Source organism: Streptomyces sp. NPDC079141, from assembly GCF_040686775.1.
GTDB lineage: Bacteria > Actinomycetota > Actinomycetes > Streptomycetales > Streptomycetaceae > Streptomyces.
Genome location: NZ_JBFBLP010000024.1, coordinates 86,774 through 104,731, shown reverse-complemented (window position 1 = coordinate 104,731; position 17,958 = coordinate 86,774). Strand labels below are relative to the sequence as shown.

The following is a 17,958-nucleotide window of genomic DNA, read 5'->3' as shown; positions in this document are numbered from 1 at the left end:
ACCTTCCCTTCCTATTGGGGGTTGCCGCTGCCGTCGGTCAGCAGCGCGGTGAGGAGTTGTTTGAGCCAGGCGCGGGCGCTGTCGACGTCCTTGTCCAGCAGCAGTTGGGTGGTGACTCCGTCGTAGGCGGCGACCACGGCACGGGCGGCGCCGTCGGCACCGCCGAGCACGGCGGGCAGCCCGGGGAGTCCGGCGAGCCGGTGCTCGATGGTCCGGCGCAGCCGTTCCCTGTGGTCCAGGAGGGAGCGGGCGACGGCCGCGTCGCGTGCGGCGTGCACCAGGAAGTCCGTCTTGACGAGCAGCCAGTCGACGTCGAGCAGCAGCACTTCGGTGACCCGGTCCACGGACGCCGGTACGTCGAGGTCGGGCCCATCGAGGGCGAGGGCGCCCGCGACCTGCTCGGCGATGAGGTCGGCGCGCTGCCGGTAGAGGGCGAAGAACAGTTCGTCGAGGCTGGCGAAGTTCGAGTAGAAGGCGCCCCGGCTGTAGCCGGCGGCCTCGCAGACCTCCTCGATCGACACCCGGCCGAAGCCCTTGGCGGCGAACACCTGGAAGGCGGCGTCGAGCAGGTTGGCGCGGGTGCGCACACGACGCCTGGTCACGCGCCGTGTCGTCTCCTCGACCGCCATGTCGCCCCTCCGTTCGATACGGGAATGTATCCGATACACCGATGTATCGAAAGAGCCGTGCAACCCCTGAATCGAATGGGAACAGATTTTCGAATAAGGAGTACGCTGGATCCATGACCACGCACCTCCAGGGCTCCCTCTTCGACCAGGCCGACCAGCTCCGGCTCGGCCCCCTCGACGGGATCCGCCGCACCGGACTCGGCCGCGGCGCCTGGATCGACGTACTGCCCGGATGGCTGTCCGGCTCCGACACCCTGTTCGAGGAGCTCGCGACCCAGGTCCCGTGGCGCGCCGAACGCCGCACGATGTACGACCAGGTCGTCGACGTCCCCCGCCTGCTCGCCTTCTACGGCGCACACGACCCGCTGCCGCACCCGGTACTGCAGGAGGCGCGTGCCGCACTGTCCGCGCACTACGCCGGGGAACTGGGCGAGCCCTTCACCACGGCCGGGCTCTGCTACTACCGCGACGGCCGGGACAGCGTCGCCTGGCACGGCGACCGCATCGGCCGGGGCGCCCGCGAGGACACCATGGTCGCCATCCTCTCCGTGGGCGCACCCCGCGACCTGCTGCTGCGCCCCATGCACGGCGGCGGCAGCACCGTGCGCCGCCCCCTGGGCCACGGCGACCTGATCGTGATGGGCGGCTCCTGCCAGCGCACCTGGGAACACGCGATCCCCAAGACGACCCGCGCCGCCGGACCACGCATCAGCATCCAGTTCCGCCCGCACGGCGTGCACTGAGGCGACTGAGGCGGCCGCTTCGGGTGCACGCGGGGGCCGCCTCCGGTGGACGGTGCCGGGGGCGGCCCGCGGCGGTGGTCCGCCGCTCTGGTTGGCTGTCCTCCGTCGGACATCCACCTCGGATTGCGGGAAGACCATGCGGGCAGACGTGCACCAAGTCGCGGACGGCACCTACCTGGTGCACGGCAGCGATACCAACTGGGTGATCCTCACCGAGGGGGACGCGGTCACCCTCGTCGACACCGGGTATCCCGGGGACCGTGAGCGGCTGCTCGCCTCCCTTGCGCAGGTGGGGAGTTCACCGGAGGCCGTGACGGCGGTGCTGATCACGCACGCGCACAACGACCACCTGGGATCGGCCGAGTACCTGCGTGCCGCGCACGGCACACCGGTGCTGCTGCACGAGGCCGAAGTGCCGCACGCGCGGCGGGAGTTCCTGCATCAGGTGTCCGTGGGTGAAGTGCTGAAGAACGGCTGGCGGCCGGGGGTGCTGCCGTGGGCGGTGCACGCGCTGCGCTCCGGCGGCACGGCCAAGGTGCCGGTCGCCGCCCCGGAGGCGTTCGCGACGGACGGTCCGCTCGACCTGCCCGGGCGGCCCGTGCCCGTGTTCACGCCCGGGCACACCGACGGGCACTGCGCCTTCCACCTGCCGGACGCCGGGGTGCTGATCTCGGGTGACGCGCTGGTGAGCGGGCATGCGACGTCCCGGATCCAGGGGCCGCAGCTGCTGGCCGACATGTTCCACCACGAGCGTTCCCGCGCCCTGGCCTCGCTGGACGTCCTGGCCGGTCTGGACGGCGACCTCATGCTGCCCGGGCACGGTCCGGTGCACCGCGGTCCAGTCCGTGAAGCGGCACTTCAGGCACGGGAGCGCGCCCTTTAGGGTGAGGTGACGATCACCCCCGCCGAGACGAGGACGCACCGCCCATGGCCCTGCAGATCAGCGCGACCAACCCGGAGCACCCCGCGCTCCTGCTGGAACTGCCGTGGCAGCTGCCCCTGGAGGAGTGGCCGGACGACGTCCTGGTGCCGCTCCCCCGCGGCATCTCCCGGCACGTCGTGCGCTACGCCCGGGCCGGCGCCGAGGTCATCGCCGTCAAGGAACTCGCCGAACGGCCCGCGCTGCGCGAGTACGAGCTGCTGCGCGACCTGGACCGGATCGGCATCCCCGCGGTGGACCCGCTGGCCGTGGTCACCGGACGCATCGACACCGGCAGCGCCCCGCTGGAGTCGGTGCTGGTCACCCGTCACCTGGGCGGCTCGATGCCGTACCGGTCGATGTTCGAGACGACGATGCGCCCGGCGACCATGCACCGGCTGATGGACGCGCTGGCCGTGCTGCTGGTGCGGCTGCACCTGGCCGGGTTCGCCTGGGGCGACTGCTCGCTGTCCAACACGCTGTTCCGCCGCGACGCGGGCGCGTACGCCGCGTACCTGGTGGACGCCGAGACCGGTGATCTGCACCCCCGGCTCAGCGACGGCCAGCGCGACTACGACCTCGATCTCGCCCGCGTCAACATCAGCGGCGAGCTGCTCGACCTGGAGGCGTCCGGCGCGCTGCACCCCTCCGTGGACCCGATCGAGTTCGGCACCGAGATCTGCGCCCGCTACCACGGCCTGTGGCAGGAACTGACCCGCACCTCCGTCTACCCGGCCGGCAAGTACCACTACATAGAGCGCCGCATACGCCGGCTCAACGACCTCGGCTTCGACGTCGCCGAGATGCAGATCGAGCACTCCTCCAACGGCGACTCCGTCACCTTCGTGCCCAAGGTCGTCGACGCCGGCCACCACCAGCGCCAACTGCTGCGCCTGACCGGCCTGGACGCCGAGGAGAACCAGGCCCGGCGGCTGCTGAACGACCTGGAGAGCTGGATGGCCACCCAGGACGACTACGCCCCGGGCGACCCCCTTGCAGCCCGCCCCGAGGTCCTCGCCCACCGCTGGGTGCGCGACGTCTTCCGCCCCACGGTGCGAGCCGTGCCGCTGGAGCTGCGCGGCTCGATGGACCCGGCCGAGATCTACCACGAGCTGCTCGAACACCGCTGGTACCTGTCCGAGCGGGCGCAGCACGACATCGGCCTGGACACGGCCGTCGAGGACTACATCAAGGACATCCTCCCCAAGGCGCGCGAGACGCTCCAGCCGACCTCGGACGCGGCCGACTGACCTACGCCGGCGGCACCACCGCCACCGGGCAGTCCGCGTGGTGCAGCACGCCGTGCGCCACCGAGCCGATCCGGGAGCCCACGGCCGTGCGGTGGGCACGCCGCCCCACGACCATGAGCTGGGCGTGGGCGGCCACCGACAGCAGGACCTGGCCCGCGCTGCCCATCTCCACGTGCTCGATCACATGCACGTCGGGGAAGCGTTCCCGCCACGGCTGGAGTGCCGCGGTCAACGCCTTCTTCTCGTACGGTTCCAGGCCGCCTGCGTCGTCGAGGAGCTTCAACGAGGCCGGGCTGTAGGAGAACAGTGGCGGCAGCGTCCAGGCGCGGACGGCCCGGATCGAGGCACCGCGTGCCGCGGCGGTCTCGAACGCGAAGTGCAACGCCTCGGCGCTGTCCTCCGGTTCGCCCTGCTGGCCGACGACGATCTCCCGCCCGGCGACCTCGTGCGAGGCCTTGTCCCCGGCCCGTACCAGGACGACCGGCCGGGCGGCCTCGACGATCACCTGCTGTCCCACGGAGCCCAGCAGGAAGCCGACGACCGCTCCGTGGCCGCGCGAGCCGAGCACCAGCATCTCGGCGTCCGCCGCCGCGGCGGCCAGCGTGTCCACGGGGTTGCCCTCCTGGACGTCGGTGGACACCTCAAGACCGGGGTGCTTCTCGCGCACGCCCCGCACCGCGTCCGCGACGGCCTCGTTCGCCCACGCCGCCTGTGCGTCGGGGCCGGCCGCCTCGATCGCCTCGTACGGCTGGAACCGCCAGGCATGCACCACATGCAGGGCGCGTCCGCGGCGGACCGCCTCGCGGGCGGCCCAGCCCAGCGCGGCGAGGCTCTCCTGCGATCCGTCCACCCCGGTCGTGATCGGGCGCGTCATCCGACTGCCTCCTTGTGTCGCGGTCACGTGCGTGGGACCAGTCTTCACCACGTCCGGTGCGCCACGGTCGCGCCGGTCAGCCGGGTGTGGTCCCCGTCGAGTGTGATCGACAGTCCGGTGGCGGTGACGTCGACCGCCGTCGCCGTCAGTCCCAGGGGGTAGTCGGCGTCGGTGCGTTCGCCGAGCCCGGTCTCGATCCGGTCGACGAGTGCGGCGGGGGCGGGGCCGCCGAGGAACTCGGCGTCCTCCAGACGCAGGGTCACGTGTCCGTCCTCCAGCCGGGGTTGCAGGGTGGCCCGGCCGAGCCCGCCCTGGAGGTCGAGGGCGATGGTGTCGGCCCGGTCGTCGAGGCGTACGCCGGTCACGGGGAGCCGGCCGGTCATCTCCTGGAGGGAGGCGGCGGGCACCTCGACCTCGGCGTGGGTGCGGGCGACGCTGACCGAGCGGCCGCCGGTCAGCCGCAGGTCGTCCAGGCGGGCCTGTACGGACACGTCGGGGATCCGGCCGAGGGCGGCGTGGCCGCTGGTGAAGGTCACGGCATCGAGGTGCCGGTCGAACAGGTCGAGCACGGCCGGTCCCCCTTCGACGTCGACGTCCACGTCCTGGCCGAGGGCCCGGCCCGCCGCGGCGGTCAGCCGGCCGTGCAGCAGGGTGCGGGCGGCGACCTCGGCGACGACGGCGCCGAGCAGGACGACGGCGAGGACGACGGCGGTGACGGAGGCGGCGCGGTGCCGCCGGAACACGGCGCGGATCATCCCTGGTCCCCCGAACCGACCGGTACGGCGGCCCGGTCCGGGTCCGGGACGGCGGCGGGCGCCGGGCCCTCGGGATCCAGATGCGGCAGGAGGCGGTCCAGCCATGCGGGCAGCCACCAGTTGGCGCGGCCGAGCAGGTACATCGTGGCCGGCACCAGGACCAGCCGGACCACGGTGGCGTCGATGACCACGCTGACGCCCAGGCCCAGCGCCAGCATCTTGATCACCACGTTGGTGGAGAGCAGGAAGGCCAGGAAGACGCTGGTCATGATGAGGGCCGCGCAGGTGATGACGCGGGCGGTGCCGGCCAGGCCGGTGGCGACGCTGAGGTGGTTGTCGCCGGTGTGCAGCCAGGACTCGCGGATCCGGGAGAGCAGGAAGACCTCGTAGTCCATGGACAGGCCGAAGACGATGGCGAACATCATCATCGGCACGTACGACTCGACCGGCACGGGTTCGTCCACGCCGAACAGGGAGCCGCCCCAGCCCCATTGGAAGACGGCGACGACGACACCGTAGGCGGCCCCGATGGACAGCAGGTTGAGCACGGCCGCCTTGAGCGCGACCAGGAGGCTGCGGAAGACGGTGAGCAGGAGCAGGAAGGCGGCCGCGACGACGACCGCGACGATGACGGGCAGTCGGTCCACGACCACGTCACGGAAGGTGAGTTGGGCCGCGGTGACGCCGGTGACGTACCCCTTCGCGCCCTCGTCGGCGACGGTGTCCTCCAGGCGGTGCATCAGGTCGGAGGTGGCCTCCTCCTGGGGGCCGGATTCCGGGGTGACGGTGGCGATGAGGAGGGCGTGGTCGTCGGTGGCGACGGGTGTGGTCGCGTGGGCGACGCCGGGTGTCGCGGTCAGCGCGTCGTGCAGGGCGGCGGCGTCGGTGGGTGTGCCGTCGAGGTCGACGACGATCGTGAACTGGCCGTTGGTGCCGGGTCCGAAGCCGTCGGAGACCAGGTCGTGGGCGCGGCGGTCGGTGTAGCTCGTCGGATCGGCGCCGTTGTCGATGTGGCCCAGGCGCATGGCGGCGGCGGGGACGGCAAGCACGCCCAGGACGAGAGTGCCGACCGTGAGGAAGAGCCAGGGGCGCCGCCCGACCCTGGCGGCCCAGCGGTGCCAGGTGTCGGCCGTGCCGCTCGGCTCGTCGACCGGGGTGCGCACCCGCCAGCGGTCGACACGGCGGCCGACGACGCCGAGGAGCGCGGGGGCCAGGGTGAGCGCGGCGACGGCGGCGACCAGCACGGTCAGGCCCGCCGCGGCGCCCAGGGTGCCGATGAAGGTGACGCCGGACGCGTACAGGCCGGCCAGGGCGAGGGCGACGGTGACGGCGGCGACGATCACCGCGCGGCCGCTGGTGGCCACGGCCCGGCCCGCGGCCTCGACGGGGTCGTCGAGATCGCGCAGGAGCCGCCGGTGACGGGTGATCAGGAACAGGGCGTAGTCGATGCCGACGCCCAGGCCCATCATGGTGGCCAGGGTGGGTGCGGCGTGGCCGAAGGTGAACGCGGCGGCCAGGAGCCCGAGGGCGGCGAGGCCCGACAGCAGTCCCACGAGGGCCGTGAGCAGGGGCAGCCCGGCGGCGGCCAGGCTGCCGAACCCGGCCAGCAGCACGATGACGGCGGTGGCGAGCCCGATCACCTCCGACAGCCGGTCCCCGGCCTCGGGACGGGCCAACTGGCCGAGCGGGCCGCCGTACTCGACCTGGACGCCGTCGGCGCGCAGCCCGTGCACGGCGTCGTCGACGCCGTGCAGGTACGACGTCTCGAAGCGGGCCGGATTGTCCGTGAAGCGGACGGTCACGATGCCGGTCGCGCCGTCCGCGGAGACCGCTCCGGGCGTGGCCAGCGGGTCGGCCACCGAGATCACCTCGGGCAGCCGTTGCAGGTCGGCCACCGTGGCGTCGACGGCGTCGCGGTGGGCGGTGAGGGTGCCGTCGTCGGAGTGCAGCACGATCTGGGAGGCGGTGCCGCGGACGTCGTCGGATCCGTGCGCCTCCAGCAGGTCGGCTCCGGTCTGTACGGAGGTGCCGGGCAGGGCGAAGTCGTCCTCGTAGGTGCCGCCCCAGGCGCGGTCGGCGCCGAGGGCGGTCAGCAGCACCAGCAGCCAGGTGCCGATCACCCACCACGGCCGTCGTGCGCACCAGCGGCCGAGCCGGTGCAGTCGGCCGGGTTCCTGGGTCGGTTCGGTGGCGTTGCTCATTGCGTCGTTCCTTGCGTCTTTCCTTGTCGGGCGGGGTCGTCCGGTCCGGGGCGGGGTCGCTCAGTCCTGCCGCCAGAAGTCGCTGCGGCGTTCGGCCCAGCGGCGCACCTCGTCGCCGTAGGCACCGGCGAGTGCCTTGTCGCGGATCGCCGTGCGCTCCTCGCTGCGCTCGTCCCCGGTGAGGCCGCGCAGCTCCTCGATGTCGTCCTGGAGTTCCTCGGGCAGGGCCCCGAAGCGGTGCCGGGCCGTCTCTGCGCGCAGCTGTACGCGGGCGCCGTACTCCCCGGCCAGCGCGTCCTGCCAGATCCGGGCTGCCGCCTCCCGCCGCTGGTCCGGCTCCGTGGCGCGCAGCTCGCGCAGGTCCGCGCGGAGTTCCCGGGGCAGCCGCCGGAGCGGGGGCAGCGGATCGGTGCCGACCAGGCCGATCGCGTCGGCGTCGGCCAGGGCGACCGCCGAGGTGGTGACGGCGGCCGAGGCCGTGCCGTCGGGCCCGGACGAGACCGCCACCCAGGCGAGTGCGGTCACGGCGGCGACGGTGGTCGCGGCCAGCGCGGCGGTCCGGGTCCGGTGGGTTGCGGCGGTACCGGTGCGGTTCACGATGTCCTCCCCTTGTTCGATCTCGGCGCTCAGCGTGGCCGGGACGTGCGAGCAAGAGGTTCGGCGAATGTTCGGGGCGTGTAAGGGCCGCTCGGGACGGCGTTCGCGCAGGCCGGAGGGTGGCTAGCCTGGAGGCGGGTCGCAAGGGGAGAGGCACATGCCGGAGAACAAGGGGCTCGTCCTGGTCGTCGAGGACGAGCGCAACATCGCCGACCTCCAGCGGCGCTATCTGAGCCGGGAGGGCTTCGGCGTCCATGTCGAGGCCGACGGAGACGCGGCCCTGGCCGCCGCCCGCCGGATGCGCCCGGCGGCGATCGTGCTGGACATCGCCCTGCCCGGCATGGACGGCATGGAGATCTGCCGGCGGCTGCGCGAGGAGGGCGACTGGACGCCCGTGCTGTTCGTGACGGCACGGGACGAGGTCACCGACCGGATTCTCGGGCTGGAGCTCGGCGCCGACGACTACCTCACCAAGCCGTTCTCCCCGCAGGAGCTGGTCGCCCGCGTCAAGAGCCTGCTGCGGCGCGCCGCCAACCCGCAGCGCGACCAGGTGCGCCGGGTCGGCCGTCTCGCCCTGGACGCCGGCCGCCGCACCCTGCACGTCGACGGCGAGCCGGTGGAGCTGACGACCACCGAGTTCAACCTGCTCGCCTTCCTGATGCACCACCCCGGCCAGGTCTTCACCCGCGAACAGCTGCTCGCCCAGGTCTGGGGGTACGCCGGCTACCGGGACACGCGCGTGATGGACGTCTACGTTTCCCAGCTGCGCGCCAAGCTCGGAAAGGCCAGCCCGCTGCGCACGGTGCGCGGGGTCGGCTACGGCATCAGCGACTCCGGCCGGTGAACGTCCTGCGCCGGCACGGATCCCTGGCGGGGAGCATCGTCCTGCTGACCACCGCCGTGGCCGCGGTGGCGGTGGTCCTGACGGCGCTGTTCGCCTGGCGGATGATCCGGACGAACGCCGAGGCGCAGGAGCGCGAGCAGCTCTCCCGCCAGGCGGAGGTCATGGCCCGCACCCCTCCGCTGGCCGCCTGGCTGTTGGAGCGGCAGGAACGCATCGCCGGGCCCGAGGACATCCGGCTCGCCCTCGTCCACCGCTCCGGCGCGGTGGACGGACCGGCGGCAAGCGTGGTCGACGAGGCTCGCCGCAGGGCGTTGCTGGACGGCGAGGAGGTGTCGGCGACCGCCCGGCTCGACGGGCACTCGGTGCTGGTGGAGGGGGTGCCGACTCCGAACGGCGGCGGCCTGGTGCTGACCCAGCCGATGAGCGCCGTCGACGCGGCCACCGACCGGATGCGCGGGGCCCTCGTCCTGCCGCTGGTGCTGGGCCTTATGGGTGCGGCGCTGGCCGGGGCGCTGCTGGGCCGGCGGCTGGCCCGCCCGCTGGTCTCGGCCGCCCGCACGGCCCACCGGCTGTCCGAGGGCGAGCGCGGTCTGACGGTGCCCTCGCGGGGCCCCGCCGAACTGGTGGAGCTGGCCGGGGCGTTGAACACCCTGGACGCGGCCCTGGCCCACAGCGAGAACCGGCAACGGGAGTTCCTGCTCTCGGTCTCCCACGAGATCCGCACCCCGTTGACGACGGCGCGCGGCTACGCCGAGGCCCTCGCCGACGAGGTCGTCACCGGCGCGGAAGTGCCCGAGGCCGGCCGTGTCGTGCGCACCGAGATCGAGCGGCTGGAGCGCTTCGTGGGCGACCTGCTGGCCCTGGCGCGCCTGGAGGCCGACGACTTCCGCCTGGACATCGCCGAGGTCGACCTCGACGCACTGCTGGGCGAGGCGGCGAAGGCCTGGTCGGCGCGGTGCGCCGCGCACGGCGTCGACTTCCGCGTGGAACGCCCGGCACACCCGTTGACCGTGACGACCGACGGCTTCCGCGTACGCCAACTCCTCGACGGTCTCGCCGAGAACGCCCTGCGGGTCACTCCGTCCGGCAGGCCCCTCGTACTGGCCCTGCACGCGGACGGTCCCGGCGCCCGCATCCAGATCCGTGACGGCGGCCCCGGTCTCACCGCCGAGGATCTCGCGGTCGTCTTCGAGCGCGGCGCGCTCGCCGACCGCTACCGCGGCGTCCGCGCCGTGGGCAGCGGCCTGGGATTGGCCATCGCCCACCGCCTGACCACCCGGCTGGGCGCCACCATCACCGCGGAGCGCGGAGCCCCCGAGGGCGGTGCCTGCTTCACCGTCCGTCTCCCGCGGGACCCCGGGCGCCCTTACCCGCCCCGAACACGGGGCTGACACGCGCGTCGCCTCGCGCGGGCACGCTCCGGTCCATGACGAGACGGAGGCAGGAGCGATGCTTTTCCGGAACAGGGAGTCGACACGTGCGCCCGGCGGGCGGCCACGACGGCGCCGAGCCGTCGCCGACGAGGAGCGACTCATGCCGCTGCGCCTGCGCCAGGACCTCGACCGTGCTCTGTCCTCGACCGGCGACGCGGCCCGCCGCGCGGCCGTCGACCGCGTCGTGCGAGGTATCGCCAACGGCGTCTACGGACGAGGCTTCCAGGGGCGTGCGCAGCAGGGCGGCCGACCCAACGCGAACTGAGCCGCCCCGGGAAGAATCCGGGCCCCCGGCGCGCTGTTCCTGGTACGAGGCCGGGTACATGGGCGTCACCCTGACGACCGCCGGGACCGGAGCCGTCGGAAGGGACGTGGACAAGATGACGAGGACCGAGGGCGACTCACCTCTCGTGACCGGCTGCGGGCGCCACATCGAGGTCCGGCGTCTGCGCCTCGCGGCCTCGGACCGGCCCATCAGCCGGCTCGCACTCGACGTGGGCCGGGACCAGGGCGGCGAACCGGGCGTCTGGGCGGCGCTCACCCCCGACGAGGCCCGCCGCCTGGCCCAACTGCTGCTGGCGCAGGCGGGGGCGGCCGAGCGGGACGTCAGGTGAAGATGATCTGGCCCCCGGCGGCGTGCTCGTAGAACTCGCCGACGGTGATGATGCCTTGGACCTGCTCGACGAGGTCGTCCTTGTCCAGCTCGAAGAGGTCCACCGACGCCTTGCAGGCGTAGATGCCCGCGCCGGTGTCGGAGATCATCTCGATGAACTCGGGGACCGGCGGGATGTCGAGCCTCTCCATCTTGCGTTCCATGTACCGGGTGATCAGATCCGGCACCCCGGGCATGCCGCCCAGCAAGGTGGGCAGGTGCAGGCCCGGGTTGCCGACCGTGGCCAGCTTGATGTGCTCCCAGCGCTTCTTCGTGATGGCGTCCAGGCCAAAGAAGGTGAAGAACAGATCGGCCTCGATGCCCTCGGCGCGGGCGCCGTTGGCCATGATCAGGGCCGGGTAGATCCCTTCCAGGGATCCCTTGGAGACGATGATCGAGACCTTCTCGATCGTGGCGGTGCCTGCCATGACGGGCGCCCCTCTCTCAGATGCAGCCGCGCGGCTTGGGAATTCCGGCGATCTTCGCGGCCGTCTTCGCCGGGCCCTTGGGGAAGAGCTGGTAGAGCTCCTTGACGCTGACGCCCGAGGTCTTGCCGAGGACACGCACGGTGGGGCCGGTGCCCTTGGCCGCGTAGGCGGTGCGCATGAAGCGGATGACCTGCCAGTGCCGGTCGGTCAGTTCCTCGATGCCGGACTCGCGGGCGAGTTGTTCGGCCATGGGCTCGGTCCACCGGTCGGGGTCGGTGAAGAAGCCCTCGTCGTCGACGGGGACGGCGGTGTCGGCGTAGGTGACGGTGGGCATGGCGGGTTCTCCTCCGGTCCTGGTTGGATCTCCCGCCGGGTCAGGCGGGCACGTGGGTCTTGCCGTGCTCGGGCATCTCCGAGCCGATTCCGGGCAGTTCGCGGCCGGGCAGCAGGCTGTGCCAGTACAGCCACTCGAAGGCGAGCTTGCCGAGGTGGTTGGCGTGCGACTCCTTCAGCAACGGCAGGCCGACGGTGGCCGGGTAGTGGCCGGGCAGCGGTTCGGTGTCGTAGTTGAAGTCGATCAGCAGGGCCTTGTGGAATCCGGTCTCGACGAAACAGTTGGCGTGTCCGTCGAACGTGGCGTCCGCCGGCTGCCCGGCAAGGTGACGGCCGATGTTGCGCACCAGCGTCTCGCCCTCGAAGTGGGCCACCGAGCCCGCCTTGGACGCGGGCAGCGCCGCCGCGTCACCGATCGCGAACACCTCGGGACGGCCGGGGAGTTGCAGGGTGTGCGGATCGACGGGTACGAAGCCCAGCTCGTCGCCGAGCCCCTCGGAGCGTCCTACGTACTCCGCGCCCCCGTGCAGCGGCACGACCACCGCCAGGTCGAAGGGCAGCTCGCGCTCGTCGTACGACACCAGCCGCCCGCCCGCGCCGTCGACCTCGCCGAGCGTGAACTCGGTCACCAGCTCGATGCCCTTGCGTTCCAGCAGCCCGCCGAGCGTCCTCGCGGCGACCGGCTTGGTGAAGGCGCCGTCCAGCGGTGTGGCGTAGGTCAGGCGCACCTTGTCCCGGATGCCGCGCCGCTGGAAGTACCAGTCGGCGAGGAAGGCGAACTCCAGCGGGGCCACCGGGCACTTGATCGGCAGGTCCGCGACGTCCACGACGACATGCCCGCCCTGGAAGTGCTGCAGGGCCGCGTGCAGACGCACGGCGCCGGGCAGGTCGTAGAAGGTGTGGACGTTTTCGCCCCAGCCGGGTCCGGTCAGTCCCTCGGTCTCCTCGGGCAGGAGTGTGGCTCCGGTGGCGACCACGAGAACGTCGTATCCGAGGCGGATCCCGCCGCCGAGGTGCACCGTGCGCGTGTCCAGGTCGACCCGGTCGATGCGTGCCTGCTTGTAGTCGACGGCCGGGTGCAGCTGCCGTGGGCGGGAGCGGACGAGGTGGTGCGGCTGGGCCGCGCCGAAGGGGACGAACAGCAGGCCGGGCTGGTAGAGGTGGTCGCCGTCCTGGTCGACGACCGTGATCCGGCACGCGTGCTCGTCGTAAGTGCGACACAGGCGGTTGGCCGTCATGGTGCCGGCGGTGCCGCCTCCGAGAATCACGATGTGTGTGCCCATACCCCCACTGTCGTGCGGGAGATGGGGACGAGCCTTGGGCCACTCGTCCCCACTGCGGTACCCACCGGGGTATGTCTGCCCGGTAATCGCCGGAGGGCCGAACGGCCCCCTCGGACTCAGCGGTCGCGCAACGCGGCCAGCGCGGCGTCGAGTTCGGCCGCCCGTGGGCGGTTGTGCGGCAGCTTGCCGAGGACGGCGGCCATGCCGCAGGTGTTGGTGAGCGCGGAGAAGACCAGACCGCCCGCGATGCCCGCCGCGAGGAGCTGGAAGGCCGGGTGCACGAGGAGGCCGAGCGCGAGGCCCAGGAGGACGATGGTGCCGGCGGTGAAGCGCACCTGCCGTTCCATGCTCCAGCCGGAGCGGGTGTCGCAGGCGGCCGGGGTGTGCAGGTCGTGGCCGTCGGCGGCCCAGGCGGCGGTGCCGCCGGTGAGGGTGGCCGTCGGGATGCCGTGCTCGGCCAGCAGCTTGCAGGCGTTCTCGGAGCGGGCGCCGGAGGCGCAGACGACGAGGACGTCACCGCGCTCGGCGGCGTGCCGGATCTCCGGCAGTGCGCGCCGGACGTGGTCCAGCGGGATGTTCACCGCGCCGGGCAGGTGGCCGGAGGCGTACTCACCCGGGGTGCGCACGTCGAGAACGGTGAGTTCGTGCAGCCGCGTGCGTGCCTGGTCGGTGCCGAGGGCGGCGGGGGCGGGGGTGGGGCTGTTGGTCATGGCAGGTGTGATCCTTGATGGTCGACGTCGTCCCGAACCGGGACGTACAGTACCCCTAGGGGTATTTTTGAGGAGTGATCGTGGAACTGGAGCTTGAGGGTGCGGACCTGAAGGCCGTACTCAACCGGCTGCGCCGGGCGCAGGGCCAGATCTCCGGTGTGATCCGGATGATCGAGGAGGGGCGTGACTGCGAGGACGTCGTCACGCAGCTCGCCGCCGCGTCCCGCGCGCTCGACCGGGCCGGTTTCGCGATCATCGCCACCGGCCTGCAGAAATGTGTGGCGGACATCGAGTCCGGCCGCAAGTCCGGCGAGGACGCCGAGCAGATGCGGGCGCGCCTGGAGAGGCTGTTCCTGTCCCTGGCCTGAGCCGCGGCCGGGTGCGCATCAGAGCACCGCGTCGATCAGCATGAACGCGGCGACGGCCAGCAGCACCAGGGCGAAGATCCGCCGGAGTGTGTGCGTGGAGACCTTCGCGGCCAGCCGTTTGCCGTCCCATGCACCGAGGATCGCGGCTCCGGCGAAGGGCGCGACGACCGCCCAGTCCAGCCCGTCGGCCGTGCCGGCGCGCGTCGCCAGCGCGGCCAGCGAGTTGACGGTGATAACGAGCAGGCTCGTGCCCACCGCCTCCCGCATCCGCAGACCGACCGCCCCCACCAGCGCCGGTACGGCGAGAAAGCCGCCGCCGACGCCAAGGACACCGGTGACGGCGCCGAGCCCGGCCCCCGCCGCCGCGGCGCGTCCCGGCCGCACCGGCACCGGGGTGTCCGCGGCCGTGCCGGTCCGCAGCATGCGGGTCGCGGCCACGGCGGCCACGACGCCGAACGCGGCCGTTAGCACGGCCGACGGAACACGGCCGGCCAGCGCACCGCCCAGCATCGCCGGGCCGATCCCCGCCGCCGCGAACAGCGGCCCCGTACGCCATCGGACGTGGCCGTCACGCGCGTGCGCGAACAGCGCGACGGCCGAGGTGAGCGTCACGATGATCAGGCTCGCGGTGGTGGCCGCGACCGGGCTGAAGCCGAGCAGGTAGATCAGGGCGGGCACGGCCAGCACGCTGCCGCCGCCCCCGAGCGCGCCGAGCGCCAGACCGATGACGGCCCCGGCGGCCAGGGCGAGGACGAGAGTGCTCACGCGATGGTGCCGTTTCCGCCGCGCGAGTCCACCACCGGCAGCCCCGCCCCGGCCCAGTCCCGCATCCCGCCGATCACATCCACGGCGTCGACACCTCGGGCCGTCAGCAGTTCGGCCGCCCGCCGGGAGCGGCTGCCGGAGCGGCAGATGACTACCAGGGGCTGTCCCTGCGCCCGGGCCGGCAGCGCGGCTCCGGCCGCCAGCGCGGACAGGGGCAGGTGCACGGCCTGCGGAGCGTGCCCCGCCGCCCACTCGTACGGCTCCCGGATGTCCAGCAGTACGGCGCCGGTGCGCGCGGCCGCCTCCTGCACGGTCACCCGCGCCGGACCCGGTCGGAGGATGCTCATGCCGCCTGCCTCCACACGACGAGTCCGGCCTGTTCGGCCGCGTCGAAGGAGTCGTCCACGGCGACGACGTCACGGCCCGCGGCATCGAGCATCGAGGCGGCGATGGCGGCCCGCATGCCGGCGCCGCAGTGCACCCACACCTCTCCGTCGGGCACCTCGTCGAGACGGCGGTGCAGGGCGTGCACCGGGATGTGGACCGAGCCCTCGACATACCCGCCCGCGCGCTCCGAGCCGCGCCGGACGTCGAGCACGACCACGCCCTCCGCCCGGCGCCGGTCCGCGAGGTCGGCGAAGGTGGCGCGGCGGAAGGAGGCCGGTGTCTCACCCTCGCGCACCCAGTCGGCGGGCCCGCCGGTAGCCGCGGCGGCCGGGCGGTCGATGCCGACCCGGACCAGTTCGCGCTGGGCGGCGGCCAGTTGCCCGGCGGACTCGGCGAGCAGGGTGACCGGCTTGCCCCACGGGATCAGCCAGGCCAGATAGGTGGCGAGTTGCCCGTCCGCCTCGAAGTTGAACGAGCCGGACACATGCCCGGCCGCGAACGCGACGCGCTGACGCAGGTCGACCACCCACTCCCCCGCGGCCAGCCGGGCGGCGATCTCCTCGGCGTCGGCCACGGCAGGCGGCGTCAGATCGACGGGCGCGGGACCGGCGGCGTTGGCCGGGCCCATGTGCGCGTAGTAGGCCGGGATGTCGTCCAGGCCCGCGAGCAGGTCGGCGACGAAGGCGTCCACGTCCCGGGTGAGGGCCGCGTTGGACGCCTTCTCCTTGCCGATGGTGGTGTCGCTGCCCTCCGCCTGGCTGGAGGAGCAGAAGCTGCCGAAGCCGTGCGTGGGCAGCACGGCCGTGTCGTCGGGCAGCTCGGCGGCCAGCCGGCGGGCGGAGGCGTGCTGCGCCCGCGCCAGCCGCTCGGTCAGCCGCGGCTCGACGAGGTCCGGGCGCCCGACGGTACCGATCAGCAGCGAACCGCCGGTGAAGACCGCGACCGCGCTGCCGTTCTCCTCCAGCGCGTAGGCGGTGTGGTGCGGGGTGTGTCCGGGTGTGGCCAGCGCGCGCAGGGTCAGCCCCGAGTCGACCTCCACGCCGTCACCGTCGTGCACGGGCACGCGCTCGAAGGAGACCCGCGCCCCGGCCGGCACGAGGTAGGCGGCACCGACGGTCCTGGCGAGCTCCAGGCCGCCGGTGACGTAGTCGTTGTGCACGTGGGTCTCCACGACGTGCGATATCCGCACCCCACGCCGTGCGGCCACCGCGAGGACCTGGTCGAAGTCGCGCGGTGGATCGACCACGACGGCCGTCCGCCCACCCCCGGCGAGATAGCTGCGATTGCCGAGCCCTGACACCTCGATCGTGTCGATGAAGAACACGAGCTGCTCCCTTCCAGTGAAGAATTACCCCGGGGGGTATGTCTTCGACGGTAGCATGGGTACCCCCGGGGGTATTTTCAGGGACGCGGAAGGCCCGCGCAGAGACGAAGACACGCCACAAGCACCTGAGGAAAGGCCGACACCATGCGCTACGACCGCACAGTCCACCTCGACACCGACTTCGCCACCGCGGTCACCCGGGTCCGCGAAGCCCTGGCCGCCCAGGGCTTCGGCATCCTCACCGAGATCGACGTCACCGCCACCCTCAAGGCCAAGCTGGACCACGACATGGAGGACTACGTCATCCTCGGCGCGTGCAATCCGCCCCTCGCCCACCGCGCCCTGGACACCGACCGCTCCATCGGCCTGCTGCTGCCCTGCAACGTCGTGGTGCGCACCGACGGCGACCGCACCGCCGTACAGGCCCTCGACCCGAACACGATGGTCGCCCTCACGGAACTCGAAGCCCTGCGCCCGGTCGCCGAGGAGGCCACCCGCCGCCTCGACGCCGCCCTCGCGGCCCTGACCGCAGGCGGGGCGACCGACTAGTTGCCGTCATTCCTCCGGCAGTTCCACGATCACCAACGTGCCCCGGCTCCCGGGACGGACCGCGTGTGCGGTTTTCGCCGGCACCATGAACAACTCGCCCGCCCGCACCGACACCGGCACGCCGTCCACTTCCAGCTCCAGCCGGCCGTCGAGGACCAGCAGGGCCTCGGCGGTCCGATGGCTCTCCTCCTCGACGGGCAGCTCGTCCATGCGCAGGACCTTCACACAGGCCGCCCCCACCTTGCCCAGCGTGCGAGAACTCCACGCCTCGGGCAGACCGGCCGCCGTCTCCGCAAGGTCGACCGCATTCATGGCACACCCCTTCCCACGGACCCGGTCGGCATGCCGAACGAGCCCGTGCGTAATGATCATTGGATGCCCTGAAAGCTACCTGACCAGGGAAAACAAGTGGTCGACCGTTTGGCAAAGCCTGCCGGTGGCCCGCGCCGTCAGTTGGACGTGCGGGGGTTGTGGCCGTGCAGGCCGATGTTCAGGGAGCCACCCAGGACCGTGAACCCCGTCACGGACTGCTGTACGACGATGTTGCCGCTGTCGGGGCCTCGGGCGCCCGGTGTGGCCGGGAACGCTTCGACGAGTTCCCGTAGCGCGGGAGCCACATCCGGCTCGTCCGCCAGCCACAGACGCAGACGGGCCACCCAGCCGGGCAGCAACTGAGCCCTCGTCTCGTCCCGGGACTCCTCGGCGGCGTCCTCGACCGCCCGCGCCAGGTCGCTGATACGGCGCTCGACCTCGCGTTCCCGGCCGGCGAAGATCGCGACGAAGCGGTGCCCGACGGCGTGCCACTGCGGCTCGCCGGCCGTCGACACCAAGAGCCGGGCCGCCTGTTCGGCGAGCAGACTCAGCTGGGAATCCATCCGCCCTCCCTGGTCCGATTCGCGCGCAACGTGAGGATA

23 protein-coding genes are annotated in these 17,958 nt (G+C 72.7%); 9 read left to right on the top strand and 14 right to left on the bottom strand.

Translation table 11 applies throughout. The features are described from left to right. Positions 1-11: 11 nt before the first annotated feature. Positions 12-629 (bottom strand): TetR/AcrR family transcriptional regulator, encoded by a 618-nt coding sequence (locus tag AB0Q90_RS39220; RefSeq protein ID WP_363164510.1) that lies wholly within the window; start codon positions 627-629, stop codon positions 12-14. 113 nt (positions 630-742) lie between these two features. On the opposite strand from AB0Q90_RS39220, the gene AB0Q90_RS39215 reads away from it, so the two are divergent. The 3 genes from AB0Q90_RS39215 to AB0Q90_RS39205 all read left to right on the top strand — a co-directional run bounded on the left by AB0Q90_RS39215 (position 743) and on the right by AB0Q90_RS39205 (position 3,541). Then, positions 743-1,372, top strand: coding sequence for an alpha-ketoglutarate-dependent dioxygenase AlkB (locus AB0Q90_RS39215; protein ID WP_363164509.1), 630 nt, complete (start codon positions 743-745; stop codon positions 1,370-1,372). Positions 1,373-1,508: 136 nt separating this feature from the next. After that, positions 1,509-2,255 (top strand): MBL fold metallo-hydrolase, encoded by a 747-nt coding sequence (locus tag AB0Q90_RS39210; RefSeq protein ID WP_363164508.1) that lies wholly within the window; start codon positions 1,509-1,511, stop codon positions 2,253-2,255. A 44-nt stretch (positions 2,256-2,299) separates the two neighbouring features. Beyond that, on the top strand, positions 2,300-3,541 hold the full coding sequence (locus AB0Q90_RS39205; RefSeq protein ID WP_363164507.1) for a DUF4032 domain-containing protein: 1,242 nt from the start codon (positions 2,300-2,302) through the stop codon (positions 3,539-3,541). A gap of 1 nt (position 3,542) precedes the next feature. Here AB0Q90_RS39205 and AB0Q90_RS39200 read toward each other — a convergent pair whose 3' ends face one another. From AB0Q90_RS39200 to AB0Q90_RS39185, 4 genes are read right to left on the bottom strand one after another with little or no spacing between them, the layout of a single operon-like run. Beyond that, complete coding sequence (locus AB0Q90_RS39200; RefSeq protein ID WP_363164506.1) at positions 3,543-4,415, bottom strand: universal stress protein; 873 nt, start codon at positions 4,413-4,415, stop codon at positions 3,543-3,545. 44 nt (positions 4,416-4,459) lie between these two features. Further along, positions 4,460-5,170 (bottom strand): LmeA family phospholipid-binding protein, encoded by a 711-nt coding sequence (locus AB0Q90_RS39195; protein ID WP_363164504.1) that lies wholly within the window; start codon positions 5,168-5,170, stop codon positions 4,460-4,462. Then, positions 5,167-7,371: an MMPL family transporter gene (locus AB0Q90_RS39190; protein WP_363164503.1), complete on the bottom strand. Its 2,205-nt coding sequence runs from the start codon at positions 7,369-7,371 to the stop codon at positions 5,167-5,169. Before AB0Q90_RS39190 ends, AB0Q90_RS39195 begins: the two co-directional genes overlap by 4 nt. Before the next feature lie 60 nt (positions 7,372-7,431). Continuing rightward, the gene (locus AB0Q90_RS39185; RefSeq protein WP_363164502.1) at positions 7,432-7,968 is read right to left on the bottom strand and encodes a hypothetical protein; all 537 of its coding nucleotides are present in this window, start codon (positions 7,966-7,968) and stop codon (positions 7,432-7,434) included. A 157-nt stretch (positions 7,969-8,125) separates the two neighbouring features. On the opposite strand from AB0Q90_RS39185, the gene AB0Q90_RS39180 reads away from it, so the two are divergent. From AB0Q90_RS39180 to AB0Q90_RS39165, 4 genes are all read left to right on the top strand, one after another. Next, entirely contained in the window at positions 8,126-8,812 is a 687-nt protein-coding gene (locus tag AB0Q90_RS39180; RefSeq protein WP_363164501.1) for a response regulator transcription factor, read from the top strand. Continuing rightward, positions 8,809-10,203, top strand: coding sequence for a HAMP domain-containing sensor histidine kinase (locus AB0Q90_RS39175; protein ID WP_363164500.1), 1,395 nt, complete (start codon positions 8,809-8,811; stop codon positions 10,201-10,203). The genes AB0Q90_RS39180 and AB0Q90_RS39175 overlap by 4 nt, the downstream gene beginning before the upstream one ends. A 142-nt stretch (positions 10,204-10,345) precedes the next feature. Further along, positions 10,346-10,510, top strand: coding sequence for a hypothetical protein (locus tag AB0Q90_RS39170; protein ID WP_363164499.1), 165 nt, complete (start codon positions 10,346-10,348; stop codon positions 10,508-10,510). 115 nt (positions 10,511-10,625) lie between these two features. Then, a complete protein-coding gene (locus tag AB0Q90_RS39165) occupies positions 10,626-10,859 on the top strand; it encodes a hypothetical protein (RefSeq protein WP_363164498.1) in 234 nt (77 codons plus the stop codon). Here the strand turns inward: AB0Q90_RS39165 and AB0Q90_RS39160 are convergent. The 4 genes from AB0Q90_RS39160 to AB0Q90_RS39145 form a co-directional block, all read right to left on the bottom strand. After that, positions 10,852-11,325, bottom strand: coding sequence for a DsrE/DsrF/DrsH-like family protein (locus AB0Q90_RS39160; RefSeq protein WP_363164497.1), 474 nt, complete (start codon positions 11,323-11,325; stop codon positions 10,852-10,854). The genes AB0Q90_RS39165 and AB0Q90_RS39160 overlap by 8 nt on opposite strands. Positions 11,326-11,341: 16 nt before the next feature. After that, complete coding sequence (locus tag AB0Q90_RS39155; RefSeq protein ID WP_363164495.1) at positions 11,342-11,659, bottom strand: TusE/DsrC/DsvC family sulfur relay protein; 318 nt, start codon at positions 11,657-11,659, stop codon at positions 11,342-11,344. A 40-nt stretch (positions 11,660-11,699) separates the two neighbouring features. Further along, positions 11,700-12,941, bottom strand: coding sequence for an FAD/NAD(P)-binding oxidoreductase (locus AB0Q90_RS39150; protein ID WP_363164494.1), 1,242 nt, complete (start codon positions 12,939-12,941; stop codon positions 11,700-11,702). Between the two features lie 116 nt (positions 12,942-13,057). Then, complete coding sequence (locus AB0Q90_RS39145; protein WP_363164493.1) at positions 13,058-13,651, bottom strand: rhodanese-like domain-containing protein; 594 nt, start codon at positions 13,649-13,651, stop codon at positions 13,058-13,060. Positions 13,652-13,731: 80 nt separating this feature from the next. Here AB0Q90_RS39145 and AB0Q90_RS39140 point away from each other — a divergent pair, with 80 nt between their 5' ends. After that, positions 13,732-14,019, top strand: coding sequence for a metal-sensitive transcriptional regulator (locus tag AB0Q90_RS39140; protein ID WP_363164492.1), 288 nt, complete (start codon positions 13,732-13,734; stop codon positions 14,017-14,019). A gap of 18 nt (positions 14,020-14,037) precedes the next feature. Here AB0Q90_RS39140 and AB0Q90_RS39135 read toward each other — a convergent pair whose 3' ends face one another. Genes AB0Q90_RS39135 through AB0Q90_RS39125 form a run of 3 tightly spaced genes read right to left on the bottom strand, consistent with a single transcriptional unit; the run spans position 14,038 to position 16,495 of the window. Further along, on the bottom strand, positions 14,038-14,784 hold the full coding sequence (locus AB0Q90_RS39135) for a sulfite exporter TauE/SafE family protein (protein ID WP_363164491.1): 747 nt from the start codon (positions 14,782-14,784) through the stop codon (positions 14,038-14,040). Continuing rightward, positions 14,781-15,131, bottom strand: a complete 351-nt coding sequence (locus tag AB0Q90_RS39130; protein ID WP_363164490.1) for a rhodanese-like domain-containing protein — start codon at positions 15,129-15,131, stop codon at positions 14,781-14,783. The genes AB0Q90_RS39135 and AB0Q90_RS39130 overlap by 4 nt, the downstream gene beginning before the upstream one ends. Next, positions 15,128-16,495 (bottom strand): MBL fold metallo-hydrolase, encoded by a 1,368-nt coding sequence (locus AB0Q90_RS39125; protein WP_363164488.1) that lies wholly within the window; start codon positions 16,493-16,495, stop codon positions 15,128-15,130. Before AB0Q90_RS39125 ends, AB0Q90_RS39130 begins: the two co-directional genes overlap by 4 nt. Positions 16,496-16,639: 144 nt before the next feature. Between AB0Q90_RS39125 and AB0Q90_RS39120 the strand changes: the two genes are divergently transcribed. Beyond that, entirely contained in the window at positions 16,640-17,044 is a 405-nt protein-coding gene (locus AB0Q90_RS39120) for a DUF302 domain-containing protein (RefSeq protein ID WP_363164487.1), read from the top strand. A 6-nt stretch (positions 17,045-17,050) separates the two neighbouring features. On the opposite strand, the gene AB0Q90_RS39115 is transcribed toward AB0Q90_RS39120, so the two are convergent. Then, positions 17,051-17,356 carry a cupin domain-containing protein gene (locus AB0Q90_RS39115; protein WP_363164486.1) on the bottom strand — a complete coding sequence of 102 codons (306 nt, stop codon included), beginning with the start codon at positions 17,354-17,356 and terminating at the stop codon, positions 17,051-17,053. A 137-nt stretch (positions 17,357-17,493) separates the two neighbouring features. Continuing rightward, the gene (locus AB0Q90_RS39110) at positions 17,494-17,919 is read right to left on the bottom strand and encodes a hypothetical protein (RefSeq protein ID WP_363164485.1); all 426 of its coding nucleotides are present in this window, start codon (positions 17,917-17,919) and stop codon (positions 17,494-17,496) included. Between the last annotated feature and the right edge of the window lie 39 nt (positions 17,920-17,958).